Origin of the sequence: Micromonospora andamanensis (assembly GCF_016863495.1) — a bacterium.
Lineage (GTDB): Bacteria > Actinomycetota > Actinomycetes > Mycobacteriales > Micromonosporaceae > Micromonospora > Micromonospora andamanensis.
This window is the reverse complement of record NZ_BOOZ01000003.1, coordinates 41,576-55,872: the sequence shown is the minus strand read 5'-3', so window position 1 is coordinate 55,872 and position 14,297 is coordinate 41,576. Positions and strand designations below refer to the sequence as shown.

Below are 14,297 nucleotides of genomic sequence, written 5' to 3'. Positions count from 1 at the left end.
CACCCGGAGGCACAATGGTCGACCTCACCGCCCTGCTCACCGATCTGGCCACCGAGTCCGAGCAGCTCGACGCGCTCGTCGCACCGCTGCCGCCGCAGGAGTGGGAGCTGTCGACCCCGGCGGCGGGCTGGACGATCGCCCACCAGATCGCCCACCTGGCCTGGACGGATCACGTGGCCCGGCTTGCCGCGACCGACGCCGACGCGTTCTACGCCTCGGTCACCGCCGCACCGGACCCGGCCCGGCTGGTCGACGACGGCGCGGTCGCCTTCCTCGGCCCACCCGACGCGCTGCTGGCCCGCTGGCGGACCGGCCGCGCGGCACTCGCGGCGGCGCTCACCGCCGCCCCTGCCGGCGAGAAGCTGCCCTGGTACGGAACTCGCATGTCGCCGGCCTCGATGGCCACCGCCCGGATCATGGAGACCTGGGCGCACGGCGAGGACGTGGCCGAGGCGCTCGGCGTCACCCGACCCGCCACCGACCGGCTCCGGCACGTCGCCTACCTCGGCTTCCGTACCGTCGGACACAGCTTCGCCGCCCACGGCCTGGCGGTGCCCACGGCACCGGTCCGGGTGGAGCTGGCGGCACCCGACGGAGAAAGCTGGACCTTCGGTCCGGCGGACGCGGTCGACCTGGTCACCGGCCCGGCGCTCGACTTCTGCCTGCTGGTGACCCGGCGCCGGCACCGCGCCGACCTGGCCCTGGTCGCCACCGGGCCGATCGCCGACAGGTGGCTGGACGTGGCCCAGGCCTTCGCCGGGCCACCCGGCACCGGCCCCGCCCCGCGCACCGCGGCCCCGGGATCCCGCAGGTGAGCGCGTGGCACGCAGCGCGGCGGAGCCGCACGGCGGCGAAGCGGAGGTGCCGCCGATGAGCGACGTGCTGCGGATCGGCAACGCCTCCGGCTTCTACGGCGACCGCTTCTCCGCCTGGCGGGAGATGCTCGACGGCGGCGAGCTGGACGTGCTGACCGGGGACTACCTGGCCGAGTTGACAATGCTCATCCTGGGCCGGGACCGGATGCGTGACCCGGGCCTGGGCTACGCGAAGACGTTCCTCCGACAGCTGGAGGGCTGCCTGGGCACCGCGCTCGACCGGCGGGTCACCCTTGTCACGAACGCCGGTGGGCTCAACCCGGCCGGGCTGGCCGCCGCGATCCGCGCCCTCGCCGACCGGCTCGGGCTGCCCGTCCGGATCGGGTACGTCGAGGGTGACGCCCTGGCCCGGCCGGACGCGCTTACCGCGAACGCCTACCTCGGGGCGTTCGGCATCGCCGCCTGCCTCGACGCCGGGGCGGACGTGGTGGTGACCGGGCGGGTCACCGACGCCTCGCTTGTGGTGGGCCCGGCCATCGCCCGCTTCGGTTGGCGGCGCGACGATCTCGACGCGCTGGCCGGGGCCACAATCGCCGGACACCTGATCGAATGCGGGGCACAGGTCACCGGGGGCAACTTCAGCTTCTTCACCGAGCTGCCCGACGGCGGGCAGCGGCCCGGATTTCCGGTGGCGGAGCTGCGTCCGGACGGCTCGGCGGTGCTCACGAAGCAGCCCGGCGCCGGCGGCGCGGTCACCGTCGAGACGGTCACCGCCCAGTTGTTGTACGAGGTGGGCGGGCCGACGTACCTGGGCCCCGACGTGGTGACCCGGCTCGACTCGGTCCGGCTGGGCCAGGACGGTCCGGACCGGGTGCTCGTCAGCGGCACCCGGGGCACCCCGCCACCGGCCACGCTCAAGGTGGGCGTCAACAACCTCGGCGGCTTCCGCAACTCGATGACGTTCGTGCTCTGCGGGCTGGACATCCCGGCCAAGGCGGACCTGGTCCGGAAGCAGTTGACGGAGGCGGTCGGCCCGGACGGCCTGGAGTTCACGCTGGCCCGCACCGACCATCCCGACGCCGCCGACACCGAGACGGCAAGTGCCCTGCTGCACGTACACCTGCGCGACGGCGACCGGGCGCGGGCCGGTCGGGCGTTCTCGGCGGCGGCTGTCGAGCTGGCCCTGGCCTCCTACCCGGGCTGCACCCTCACCACCCTGCCCGGCGACGCCACCCCGTACGGCGTCTTCACCTCCGACGCCGTGGCGCAGGACGCGGTCGACCACGTCGCCGTGCTGCCCGACGGCACCCGGCTGCCGATCGACCCACCGCCGGTGACCGTCCCGGTCGCCGCCGAGCCGGCGGCCGAGCTGGCCGGCCCGGCGGCGACAGGTCCGACCCGGCGGGGGCCGCTGGGTGAGCTGGTGGGCGCGCGATCCGGTGACAAGGGCGGCGACGCGAACCTGGGGGTCTGGGCGCGGACCGACGCGACCTGGGCCTGGCTACGCGGTTGGCTCACCGTGGCGCGGCTGGCCGAGCTGTTGCCGGAGACCGCCCCGTTGACAGTGGAGCGGTACGAACTGCCGAACCTGCGGGCCGTCAACTTCGTGATCCGCGGGCTGCTCGGAGCCGGGGTGGCCGCCTCCACCCGGTTCGATCCGCAGGCCAAGGCGCTCGGTGAGCTGCTCCGGTCCCGGATCGTCGACCTGCCGGTCGAGTCGGCGGGCAGCGGCGAACCGGCACCGACCGGCGGGGAGGTACGGCCGTGACGATCGTGGACACTCCCGAGCGGCGACAACTGCGGGAACTGACCCGCGCCTTCGTCACCCGGGAGGTGCTGCCGCACCTGTCGGACTGGGAGCGGGCCGGCGAGATCCCCCGGGAGCTGCACGCGACCGCGGCGAAGATCGGCCTGCTCGGCATCGGCTTTCCCGAGAAGGTCGGCGGCAGCGGCGGCGACCTTCTCGATTCGATAATCGTCACCGAGGAGATCATCCGCTCGGGTGGCTCGTCGGGGCTGGTGGCTGCCCTCTTCACCCACGGCATCGCGCTGCCGCACATGGTCACCGCGGCCGGTGCCCGCTCCGGCGGCACCCTTCCCCGGCGACCCGGCGATGCCGCCGAAAGCGTCGATCCGACCGGCCGGGAGCACGACCTGATCGACAGGTACGTCCGGCCGACGCTTGCGGGTTCGATGATCGGCGCGCTGGCCATCACCGAACCGGACACCGGCTCGGACGTGGCGGGCATTCGCACCCACGCCCGCCTCGACGGCGACCACTACGTGGTCAACGGGGCGAAGACCTACATCACCAGCGGGGTTCGGGCGGACTTCGTGACCACCGCGGTCTGCACAGGGATGCCGGGCAGCGGAACGCTGAGCCTGCTGGTGATCGACCGGGGAACGCCCGGCTTCACCGTCGGGCGTCGGTTGGAGAAGCTCGGCTGGCACTGCTCGGACACCGCCGAACTCTCCTTCGTCGACGTGCGCGTGCCGGTGGCGAACCGGATCGGCGAGGAGGACACCGGCTTCCTGGCGATCATGCAGCAGTTCGCCGCCGAACGCCTCTCCCTGGCCACCCAGGCGTACGCCATCGCGCAGCGCTGCGTCGAGCTGGCCGCCACCTGGTGCCGCAACCGGTCCACCTTCGGCCGACCCCTGGCGAGTCGGCAGCTGGTCCGGCACCGGCTGGCCGAGATGCACACCCGGGCCGAGGCCGCCCGGGCGTACGTGCACGAGGTGGCCGCCCGGGTGGCCGTGGGCGAGCCGGTGGTGACCGAGGTGGCGATGGCCAAGAACGTGGCGGTCTCGGCCGCCGGCTGGGTCGTCGACCAGGCCCTGCAACTGCACGGCGGCTTCGGCTACCTGCGTGACGCCGAGGTGGAGCGGCACTACCGCGACGCCCGGATCCTCGGCATCGGCGGCGGCACCACCGAGATCATGAACGAGATCATCGCGAAGGGCATGGGCCTGTGACCACACTCGACACCGCCATCGACGGGTCCTCGCCGGCCTTCCAGGCGAACCGCGACGCACTGCTGGAACGCCTCGCCGAGTTGGACGCCGCGCTCGCCACCGCCCGTGCCGGCGGTGGCGAGAAGTACGTGACCCGGCACCACGAGCGCGGCAAGCTGCTCCCCCGCGAGCGCATCGAGCTGCTGCTGGACCAGGACAGCCCGTTCCTCGAACTGTCACCTGTCGCCGCGTTCGGCACGGATTTTCCGGTGGGAGCCAGCGTGGTGACCGGGATCGGCGTGGTCGAGGGTGTCGAGTGCCTGATCGTCGCCAACGACCCGACGGTACGCGGCGGCGCGGTGAACCCGTGGTCGCTGGCGAAGACCCGGCGGGCCGGCGAGATCGCCAGGGCCAACCGGCTGCCGATGGTGAACCTGGTCGAGTCGGCCGGCGCGGACCTGCCCACCCAGGCGGAGATCTTCATTCCGGGCGGCCGGGTGTTCCGCGACCTGACCCGGCTCTCGGCCGAGCGGATCCCCACGGTCAGCGTGGTCTTCGGCAACGCCACGGCCGGCGGCGCGTACGTGCCCGGGATGTCCGACTACACGATCATGATCCGCGACCGTTCGCAGGTCTACCTGGCCGGACCTCCGCTTGTGAAGATGGCCACCGGCGAGGACGCCGACGACGAGTCGTTGGGCGGCGCGGCCATGCACGCCACGAAATCCGGCCTGGCCGACTTCCTCGCCGCCGACGAACGCGACGGCATCCGGCTGGCCCGGCAGTGCGTACGCCGCCTCAACTGGCGCAAGCGGGGCCCGGCGCCGCGCAACCCGATGCCGCAACCACCGAGGTACGACCCGGAGGAGTTGCTCGGCATCACCAGCGCCGACCTCAAGGTGCCGTTCGATCCACGCGAGGTGCTCGCCCGGGTGCTCGACGGCAGCGAGTTCGACGAGTTCAAGCCGGCCTACGGCACCGCGCTTGTCACCGGCTGGGGCGAGCTGCACGGGTATCCGGTGGGCGTGCTGGCCAACGCACGGGGGGTGCTGTTCAGCGAGGAGGCGCAGAAGGCCACGCAGTTCATCCAGCTCGCCAACGCCGCCGACACCCCGCTGATCTTCCTCCAGAACACCACCGGCTACATGGTCGGCACCGAGTACGAGCAACGCGGCATCATCAAGCACGGCGCTCTGATGATCAACGCGGTGTCGAACTCGACGGTGCCGCATCTGACGGTGAACCTGGGTGCCTCGTACGGCGCTGGCAACTACGGCATGTGTGGCCGGGCGTACGAGCCGAGGTTCCTGTTCACCTGGCCGAACGCCAAGTCGGCGGTGATGGGCCCGGCGCAGTTGGCCGGGGTGTTGTCCATCGTGGCCCGGCAGGCCGCCGCGGCCCGGGGTCGCGAGTTCGACGAAGACTCCGACGCCGCGATGCGGATGATGGTCGAGCAGCAGATCGAGTCCCAGTCCGGCGCGCTCTTCCTCTCCGGCCGGCTCTACGACGACGGGGTGATCGACCCCCGGGACACCCGTACCGTCCTCGGCCTGTGCCTGTCGGCCATCCACAACGGACAGGTGAAGGGCGCCGACGCCTTCGGCGTCTTCCGAATGTAGGAGTTGTCGTGATTTCGAAGTTGCTTGTCGCGAACCGGGGGGAGATCGCCCGCCGGGTCTTCGCCACCTGCCGGGCGCTCGGGATCGAGACGGTCGCCGTGCACTCCGACGCTGACGCCGACGCGCCCTTCGTCGCCGAGGCCGACCAGGCCGTCCGGCTGCCCGGCAACGCGCCCGCCGAGACGTACCTCCGGACCGATCTCATCCTGGACGCGGCCCGCAGGTGTGGTGCCGACGCCGTCCATCCCGGCTACGGCTTCCTCGCCGAGAACGCCGGGTTCGCCACGGCGGTGACCGACGCCGGGCTGACCTGGGTCGGCCCGGCGGCCAAGGCGATTGCCGCGATGGGCGACAAGATAGCCGCCAAGGCGCTGCTCGCCGAGGCCGGCGTTCCGATGCTGCCCACCTGGACCGACCCGGCCCAGGTGACGACCTTTCCGGTGCTGGTGAAGGCGTCCGCAGGGGGCGGTGGGCGCGGCATGCGGGTGGTCCGTGACGCCGACGGGCTCGCCGAGGCCGTCGCCGCCGCGCGCCGCGAAGCGGCAGCGGCGTTCGGCGACGGCACCGTGTTCATCGAGCGGTACGTCGAACGTGGCAGGCACGTCGAGGTGCAGATCTTCGGCGACAGCCACGGGACGGTGGTGGCGCTCGGCGTACGGGACTGCTCGATCCAGCGGCGCCACCAGAAGATCGTCGAGGAGGCGCCCGGCGTCCTGACCGACGAGGTGCGGGAGCGACTGCACGAGGCGGCGGTCTCCGCTGGGCGGGCTGTCGACTATGTCGGGGCCGGCACCGTCGAGTTCCTGCTCGCGCCCGACGGGGAGATCCATTTCCTGGAGATGAACACCCGCCTCCAGGTGGAGCACCCGGTCACCGAGCTGACCACCGGGCTGGACCTGGTCCGGCTGCAACTGCTTGTCGCCGAGGGCGCGCCGCTGCCGCTGGTCGCGACACCACCGGCCACCGGGTACGCGATCGAGGTACGCCTCTGCGCCGAGGACCCCGGGCAGGGCTACCGGCCGGCCACCGGCACCCTGCACCGGTTCACCCTGCCCGGCGTGGCCACCGAGTTCGGGTCGCTCAGCGCGCCCGGCCTGCGGCTGGACTCCGGTGTGTTCGACGGGTCGGCGGTGAGCGTCCACTACGACTCGATGCTCGCCAAGGTGATCGCCTGGGCCCCCACCCGCGCGGAGGCGGCCCGTGCCCTGGCCGGCGCGCTGGCCCGGGCCGAGCTGCACGGCGTCACCACCAACCGGGACCTGCTGGTCCGGGTCCTGCGCAGCCCGGAGTTCGCCGCCGTCGACGTCGACACCGGCTTCCTGGACCGCCACCCGGAGGTCTTCGCTCCGCTGCTGCCGGCCGAGCAGCTCCCCCTGGTCGCGCTGGCCGCCGCCCTGGCGTCGGCGGCCGACCGCCGCACCCAGGCTGGCGTGCTCGGCGGGCTGCCGTCGGGCTGGCGTAACGTACCCGCCTTCCCACAGGTCACCCGGTTCACCGACGCGGGCGGCGGGGAGATCGAGGTCCGCTACCGACTGGACCGCTCCGGTGGCCTCGCCGAGTGGTCGGTGGACCCGGCCGTCGACGGCACACCGGCCGCCGAGGGCGGCACCGATCTGGCGACGTCCGACGTCACTCTTGTCGAGGCGTCCCCGGCGCGGGTCGTGCTCGACGTCGACGGGGTGCGACGGGTGTACCGCGTACACCGGGTGGGGTCGGCGGTCTTCGTGGACGGCCCGGCCGGGGCGACGGGCCTGGCCGAGCTGCCACGTTTCCCGCTGCCCACCGCGGCGCTGGCCGCCGGGTCGCTGCTCGCGCCGCTGCCCGGCGCGGTGGCCCGGGTGCACGTCGAGGTCGGCCAACGGGTCGCCGCCGGTGACCTGCTGCTGACCCTGGAAGCGATGAAGCTGGAACATCCCGTGCTCGCCCCCACCGCTGGTCTGGTCACCGAGCTGCCGGTACCGGCCGGCGGTCAGGTGGACACGGATGCCGTGCTGGCCGTGGTCACCCCCGATGAGGAGTCGCCGTCATGAACTTCGACCTCACCCCCGAGCAGGACCAGCTCCGCGACGCCGTCCGGTCGCTGGGCAGGCGGTACGGTCACAGGTACTTCGTGGCGAAGGCGAAGGCCGGTGAGCACACCACCGAGCTGTGGCGGGAGGCCGGCCAGCTCGGCTACCTGGGCGTCAACATCCCCACCGAGTACGGCGGCGGGGGCGGCGGCATCACCGACCTGGCCATCGTCTGCGAGGAACTGGCCGCCACCGGCTGCCCGCTGCTGCTGCTCGTGGTCTCCCCCGCCATCGCGGCCACTGTCATCAACCGGCACGGCACCGAGGAGCAGCGCAAACGCCACCTGCCGGGGCTGGCCGACGGCTCCCAGAAGATCGTCTTCGCGATCACCGAACCGGACGCCGGTTCGAACTTCCACCGCCTCGCCACGGTGGCCCGCCGCGACGGTGGCGACTGGGTCCTGTCGGGTCGCAAGTGCTACATCTCCGGCGTCGACGAGGCCGGACACGTCCTGGTGGTGGCCCGCACCGAGGATTCCTCGACGGGGAAGTTGAAGCCGGCGCTGTTCATCGTGCCCACCGACGCCGTCGGGTTGACCTTCTCCAAACTCGACATGGAGATCGTCTCTCCGGAGAACCAGTTCCTGCTCTACCTGGACGACGTACGGCTGCCCGCCGACGCGCTTGTCGGCGAGTCGCTGGACGCCGGTCTGCCGGCCCTCTTCGCCGGGCTCAACCCGGAACGCATCACTGTCGCCGCGATGGGCGCCGGCACCGGCCGGTACGCCATCGAACGCGCCGCCGAGTACACCGCGACCCGTGCGGTGTGGGGCGGTCGCACCATCGGCTCCCACCAGGGTGTCGCGCATCCCCTCGCGCACGCTGCCGTGCAGGTGGAGCTGGCCCGGCTGATGATTCAGAAGGCGGCGGCGCTCTACGACGCCGGCCGCGACCTGGAGGCGGGCGTCTCCGCCAACATGGCCAAGTACGCGGCCGGCGAGGCGGCGGCGCTGGCGGTGGACACGGCCGTGCAGGCGCTGGGGGGCGCCGGCATGACCACCGAGTACGGGGTGGCCACCCTGCTCGGCGCGGTGCGGGCCGGCCGGATCGCCCCGGTCAGCCGGGAGATGATCCTCAACTTCGTCGCCCAGCACCTCCTCGGCCAGGACAAGTCGTACTGAGACCGCGGCTCAGCGGCAGGCGGCGTCGACCCGGTGGACCGGGCGTACCCGACGGCCCAGCCCCTCCAGCAGCGAGTCCTCGACGTGGAAGTCGTGGATGCGTAGCCGGTACCGGGGCAGTTCCTCCTCGGACGGGCAGAGCACCTGCCCGCGTACCTGGTCCACAGGCACGTAGCGCACCCCGCCGCGCTCCTGGAGGATCACCATGTTGACGTCGTCGGTGGTCACCACGTGTCCCCGGATCTCCTCGGTGGCACCGGCGGCTGTCGCGCCGGGCTCACCCACTGTGGTCACCGTCAACGGCAGCACCGGCGTGCTGATCACCGGCAGGGCCGCCCAGACCAGCACCACCAGCACGGCGAGTTGGGTCACCGGGGCGAGCGGCCGGATGACCATCCTGGGCAGCGGTCCGGCCACGAAGAGAGCCAGCAGCGGCGGTACCACAAGCAGCACGATCGGCAGCGCCTCCGCCTGCCGCCAGGCGTCCCGCAGCGTCGGCACGAGCAGCCAGAGATAGCCGGCGTACGCCGCGACGACGATCAGGGCGCGTACGGCGGGGCGTTCGTGCAGACGTTCCGGCCGGAGCTGGAAGGCCGCCGCGAAGGCGGGCAGCAGCAGCGGGAGGTACAGCATCGGCCAGGTCACCAGGGCCATCAGGAAACTCGCCGCGACGAACCAGCCCGGCGTGATCTCGGTCCACCTGGCGAAGAGCGGCCGGCGGGCCAACCGGTGCCCGCTGGCGACGAGCACCCCACCGAGCGCGAAGACCGCGACAAGCACCGTGGAGAGCAGGCGGGCCGCCGTGGTGAGGAAACCGGCGAGCAGGTTGACCGGTCCCACGTTGGCCACCAGCAGCAGGGTGGTCTGCAACTCGCCGCCGGCCTCGATGCCGAGCCGCAGCACCGAGAAGATCGCCGGTACGCCGACCACTGCCGTCCAGAACGACTGGCTCGCTCGGGCCCGGCGCTCGGCCGGGTCCCAGCCGCTGTCGCCCCTCGCCGGTGTGCTGACGGAGGCGGGTACGAGTTGCTCCGCCGGCGGCGTCGACCCGGCTGGCGTCACTGTGGGTGGCGTGGCGGTAGGTGGCACGGCGGTCCGGGGCACGGACGGCGGTGGCCGACCGGCGTCCGACCCGCCGGAGGTGGTGGCGGGCGCGGTACTCATCGCTGTGGTGCCTTGTCGTCGAAGTCGACGAGCTTCGGCACGTCCAGCGGCTGTGGTTGTCGCTTCTCAGCCCGCAACCACGGCCCCAGGGTCCGGTTGTACGCGGTCTGCCACGGGCTGGCTTCCCCGTTGCGCCCCTGCTGGTAACTCTTGTCCAGGAAGTACGCCACCAGGTCGCGCAGTGCGGGGTCACCGATCGGCACCCCCACGCCGAGCAGCTCGCTGGTGCCGAACGGCATGTCGACGATCTCGAACTCCGTCGGGTGTCGGGCCACGAAGCCGGCGAGGATCGTCTCGTCCGAACTGACCGCGTCGTACTTGCCGGCCCGGATGCCCTTGACGCAGTCCCAGACGTCCTTCACCACGAGCGTGGAGACCTGGTGCTTCTCCAACTCCGCCTCGGTGGTGGAGCCACCACTTGTGCAGATCTTGTACTCCGGGTTCCGCAGGTCCTCGATGGTGCGGATAGCGGCCCGGTGCCGGTTCGGCACCAGCACCTCCTGGGTGGTGACGAAGTACGGCCCGGCGAAGCTGACCTGCTTCTTACGATCCTCGGTGATGGAGAAGCTGGAGACGACGAGGTCGACGACGCCGCCCTGGAGCGCGGGAATCCGGTCCTCGGTGGACACGTTCACGAACTCGACGCGGTGCTCCCCCTCGTAGCCGAGGGAGGCGGCGATGTAGCGGGCGATCTCCACGTCGAAACCGACGTGGACGCCGTTGCGCACCTCGCCCATCAACGGTTCGTCGTCGGCCACCCCGATCCGCAGGACGGGTTGGCCCCAGATGTGCGACTCGCGGAGCTTCTCCTGCACGGACGGCAGTTCCGGCTCCCGTTGGCTGTCGCAGCCGGCCGCCGCCCCGAGCAGCAGCGTCAGGGCGACCGCGGTGGTGGTGGCCACCGAGCGCCACCGGGAGTTGGAGAGGCTTACACCCATCGGCCACCTCGCTACGGATCGAGTTACGTGTGGCACTGAAAGTAGTCGTCCCTGTCGAGTCGACGCGATCCGGGCGGCGGGTTCAGCGACCGCTGATGTTGACAAGCGACAGCAGGTGGGCGACCAGGGTGATGGGCACGCCGAAGGCGGGGATGAGACTCATCGGCAGAGTGGACATGAGCCCGGTGTCGACGTCGGTGAGCAGGAGTCCGGCCGGACTTGTCGAATAGAGGACACCGAGCGTGACGGCGAGGACGAGATCGGCGATGCCCAGTGCCGTCCAGACGACGAAGAGCCGGCGGCCGCGACCGACCACGAAGGCCGCCACCAGCGGCGCGGTCAGCCCGACGGCCACGTCGCCGAGACCAGCCGGCAGCGCGAAGCCGGCCGGCAACGCGTCGACGGCGAGGAGCGCCAGAAAGGCCAACCCCGCGACCCGCCAGGTCTGCAGCAGGGTGAGGAACCTGAGGTCGAGGCGGCGGGCCCAGGCACGGAACCGCGACGACCGGACGGCGAGGACGAGCACCGTGAGTGGCGGCACACAGGCGGCCAGCGCGAGGGCCACCGGCGGGTCGCCGGGTGGGGTACGGAAGGCGCCCAGGGCGCTCGCCGCGAGCACGGCGCAGAACCAACCGACGGCGGCGAGCGCCGGTGGCGTCAACGCCCAGGGAGACCTGGTGAGTACGGGCGTCGTCACAACCCCTCCAGTCACTTGTGTTTTGCAAGTGACTCTAGGGAGGTAACTTGTATCTCGCAAGTGACTTGGAGGTGCGAATGTCATCGGCCCGGAACGCGGCACCCCGCTCGGACTGTGCGATCGCCGGCACATTGGATCTCATCGGCGACAGGTGGTCCCTGCTCATCGTGCGGGACCTGCTGTTCCGCGGCGAACTCCGGTTCGCGGACCTGGCGGCCTCGGCCGAGGCAATGCCCACGAACACGCTCACCGACCGGCTACGCCGGCTGGAGGAGTGCGGGATCCTGGTGCGCCGCCCCTACAGCGAGCGCCCCCCGCGGTACGAGTACCGACTGACCGACCGCGGGCGGGACCTCGCGCCGGTCCTCGACAGCATCGCCACCTGGGGAACGACCCACCTGCCCGGCACCCGACGCCTCGGTGCCGACTGATCCGCGCCGGCACCGGCCGTCCTCGCGGGCAGCAGCTCGGCTGGCGCCCCGACAGGAGGCCGGGGTACGACGGGCGACCCGAACGCCCGCCGCACCCCGGTGTAGTGGAGCGGAACCTCAGCGGACCGTCAGGGTGCCCACGGCCGGCAGTGGCGCGACGACCGGCGGTAGCTGCTTGGCTTCGCCCCGAGCCGGCGCGCCCTGAGCGGCCAGGTCACTCTTGGAGGTGTCCGCGCGTAGCGCCGCCTCGGGCTCCGGCAGATCCTCGAACGGCTGGACGTCGCCGTGGCAGACCTTGCCCGGCTTCGGCAACGTCAACCGCAGCAGGTACGCGTCGACGGCGCCGTCCACACAGGCCGACGTGCCGTACGCGGTGTGTCCCCAGTTGTCGCTGGCGAGCAGCCGACTGTTCGGCAGCAGTCGGGCCGCGGCGACCGCACCCGCGTAGTTGGTGGCCGGATCCCAGTAGTTGCCGACCACAAGCACCGGGCTGTACGTGCGGCGGTTGAACGGACCGGTGAAGCGATCCTCGTCGCGTACCGTCCAACTGTCACGGGCGCACGGCGAGCTGGCCCAGGTCCAGAGCCGCCCGAAGTACGGGTCACGCTGGTCCGCCCTGGCGGCCTGCGCCGGCCAGGAGGCGGCGTCGCGGGGGTGGTTAGCATCGGTGCAGTCGACGCCGAGGAACGCCTCCAGGCCGTTCTCGTACGGGAAGTCGTAGGCACGGGCCTGCTCGCGGGCCGTGACGGCGCGCTGGAGCACCGAGGCTCGGGCCTGGTCGCGGGTCACCCGGGACGCCGACGGGTCCGTCAGCATCAGCAGGTCGTAGGTGAGGTAGGCCACGTCCAGGTAGCCGTACGGGCCGTACAGGCCACCGAGGATCGCGCCGATGAAGTCGGCGTAGGTGAAGGTGAACTCGCCCAGGTCCGGGTCCTCCAGGACCAGCGGGTTCGCCTTCAACCTTTTGGTCACCGTTTCGAAGAGGGCGACCGGGTCACCGGAGGCCAGCGGGCAGGCGTCCACACCTGAGGTCTTGCACCGCTTGAGAATCTCGCGCAGCGCCTTGTGCGCGCCCTGCGCGCTGCGCATCCGCTCCTCCTGGCCGACGTCGCCCGCCGTGCCGACGCCGAACCATGCCGTGGCATCCAGCACGCCGTCGATCACCAACGCGCGCACCCGGTCCGGGAACATGTTGGCGTAGTACTGGCCGAGAATGCTGCCGTAGCTGAAGCCGAGGTAGGTGAGTCGCTTGTCGCCTACCGCACGGCGCAGCACGTCCATGTCACGGGCGACCTCGGCCGTGGACATCGCGCCGCTGATCGGCTTGCCGGTGGTGGAGCAGGCCTTGCCGACCGCGATCGAGGAGGCGACGTACGCCTTCTCCTCGTCCCGCGTGTACGGGAAGGCCACGGACAGGCCCTCGTACGCCCGGGCCTGATCCTTCACCGACGAGAAGCACTTGACCTGCTCGCTGGCGCCGACTCCACGCGGGTCCACGCCGACGACGTCGAACCTGTCGAGCACGTCGTCACCGAGGAAGTAGGGCGCGGCGAGCGCGATGCTGGTGCCCGAGCCCCCCGGGCCACCCGGGTTGAGGAAGAGACTGCCGATCTTGCGCTTCTGATCCCGCGCCTTGACCCGCAGCACAGCGATCTCGGTCGTCGCCCCCTTCGGCTGGTCGTAGTCCAGCGGCAACCGCACGGTTGCGCACTCGGCGTAGTCGTAGCACCGGTACCAGTCCAGTTTGGGCGTCGGCACCCGGTCCACCCGCATCCGTTCGGCGATGCTGGTGCGGTGCGAGACGATCGCGGCACCACCGCCGATAGTGGTGGACGCGGCGGCGGGTGTGACAGCCGCTCCGGTGAGAAGCACACCGACGAGCCCTGCTGCGGCCAGGCTCCGGATTGGTCGTGGCATGTGGACGCCTTCCGGTGGGAGACGGGACAGGTCGAGCCGAGGGCTCGACAAACGCCACTCTAGAGACGTCCGGCGATGAATGCCGCCCGCACAGAAGGCGCATTTCCGACTCGGCAGGTGCTGTCGCGGCGGCCACTCCCTCCGGCAAGCTGTTGTTTGTCAGGTGTTACGCGTGGTGAAGCCGGCTGCTGTTGACAGATCGGCATTCTCCGACATTCTGGACGGGTGAGACGGTTCCCAGGATCCGACGCACGGACCGTGGCGGTGGTCGCGGCCCTGGCGGCGTTCTGGCTGTTGGCGGCGCTTGTCGTGGGGCGCCGGGAGGACCTGCTGGGCGTCGCGGGGGCACTGCTCTGCGTCGTGCTCGCCACCGTGGCCGGGGTGGCCGTCACCGCTGCCCGGCAGCACGACGCGGAGGTTCGGCCGGATCGGGGGCAGACATCCACCGGGCCGGGCATCGAGGCGTCCGGCATCGATGCCGACACGCTGGAGACCCTTGGCGACCGGGACGCGGTTCGGGCCATGCGGGACCGGTACCGCCGCGATCGGCCGGGACGCTGACGTCGGTGAT

At 71.7% G+C, this 14,297-nt stretch carries 12 protein-coding genes; 8 read left to right on the top strand and 4 right to left on the bottom strand.

The genetic code is table 11. From position 1 onward, the window contains the following. The first annotated feature begins 14 nt into the window (after positions 1 to 14). From Van01_RS02735 to Van01_RS02710, 6 genes are read left to right on the top strand one after another with little or no spacing between them, the layout of a single operon-like run. On the top strand, positions 15 to 815 hold the full coding sequence (locus Van01_RS02735) for a TIGR03084 family metal-binding protein (RefSeq protein WP_203999127.1): 801 nt from the start codon (positions 15 to 17) through the stop codon (positions 813 to 815). A gap of 55 nt (positions 816 to 870) precedes the next feature. After that, entirely contained in the window at positions 871 to 2,583 is a 1,713-nt protein-coding gene (locus Van01_RS02730) for an acyclic terpene utilization AtuA family protein (RefSeq protein ID WP_204000496.1), read from the top strand. Next, the gene (locus tag Van01_RS02725; RefSeq protein ID WP_203999124.1) at positions 2,580 to 3,791 is read left to right on the top strand and encodes an acyl-CoA dehydrogenase family protein; all 1,212 of its coding nucleotides are present in this window, start codon (positions 2,580 to 2,582) and stop codon (positions 3,789 to 3,791) included. Before Van01_RS02730 ends, Van01_RS02725 begins: the two co-directional genes overlap by 4 nt. Continuing rightward, positions 3,788 to 5,389, top strand: a complete 1,602-nt coding sequence (locus tag Van01_RS02720) for an acyl-CoA carboxylase subunit beta (protein ID WP_203999121.1) — start codon at positions 3,788 to 3,790, stop codon at positions 5,387 to 5,389. The genes Van01_RS02725 and Van01_RS02720 overlap by 4 nt, the downstream gene beginning before the upstream one ends. Before the next feature lie 8 nt (positions 5,390 to 5,397). Further along, on the top strand, positions 5,398 to 7,419 hold the full coding sequence (locus Van01_RS02715; RefSeq protein WP_203999118.1) for an ATP-binding protein: 2,022 nt from the start codon (positions 5,398 to 5,400) through the stop codon (positions 7,417 to 7,419). Beyond that, entirely contained in the window at positions 7,416 to 8,579 is a 1,164-nt protein-coding gene (locus tag Van01_RS02710; RefSeq protein ID WP_203999115.1) for an acyl-CoA dehydrogenase family protein, read from the top strand. Before Van01_RS02715 ends, Van01_RS02710 begins: the two co-directional genes overlap by 4 nt. Positions 8,580 to 8,588: 9 nt before the next feature. On the opposite strand, the gene Van01_RS02705 is transcribed toward Van01_RS02710, so the two are convergent. The 3 genes from Van01_RS02705 to Van01_RS02695 form a co-directional block, all read right to left on the bottom strand. Continuing rightward, entirely contained in the window at positions 8,589 to 9,743 is a 1,155-nt protein-coding gene (locus Van01_RS02705) for a hypothetical protein (protein ID WP_203999112.1), read from the bottom strand. Beyond that, positions 9,740 to 10,681: a transporter substrate-binding domain-containing protein gene (locus Van01_RS02700; protein WP_203999109.1), complete on the bottom strand. Its 942-nt coding sequence runs from the start codon at positions 10,679 to 10,681 to the stop codon at positions 9,740 to 9,742. The genes Van01_RS02705 and Van01_RS02700 overlap by 4 nt, the downstream gene beginning before the upstream one ends. Positions 10,682 to 10,763: 82 nt before the next feature. Continuing rightward, entirely contained in the window at positions 10,764 to 11,378 is a 615-nt protein-coding gene (locus Van01_RS02695) for a DUF8737 domain-containing protein (RefSeq protein ID WP_203999106.1), read from the bottom strand. Between the two features lie 77 nt (positions 11,379 to 11,455). Here Van01_RS02695 and Van01_RS02690 point away from each other — a divergent pair, with 77 nt between their 5' ends. Continuing rightward, the gene (locus Van01_RS02690; RefSeq protein WP_203999103.1) at positions 11,456 to 11,809 is read left to right on the top strand and encodes a winged helix-turn-helix transcriptional regulator; all 354 of its coding nucleotides are present in this window, start codon (positions 11,456 to 11,458) and stop codon (positions 11,807 to 11,809) included. A gap of 117 nt (positions 11,810 to 11,926) precedes the next feature. Here the strand turns inward: Van01_RS02690 and Van01_RS02685 are convergent, their stop codons facing one another. After that, a complete protein-coding gene (locus Van01_RS02685) occupies positions 11,927 to 13,726 on the bottom strand; it encodes an alpha/beta hydrolase (RefSeq protein ID WP_203999100.1) in 1,800 nt (599 codons plus the stop codon). Between the two features lie 225 nt (positions 13,727 to 13,951). On the opposite strand from Van01_RS02685, the gene Van01_RS02680 reads away from it, so the two are divergent. Further along, positions 13,952 to 14,287 (top strand): hypothetical protein, encoded by a 336-nt coding sequence (locus tag Van01_RS02680; protein WP_203999097.1) that lies wholly within the window; start codon positions 13,952 to 13,954, stop codon positions 14,285 to 14,287. Positions 14,288 to 14,297 lie beyond the last annotated feature (10 nt).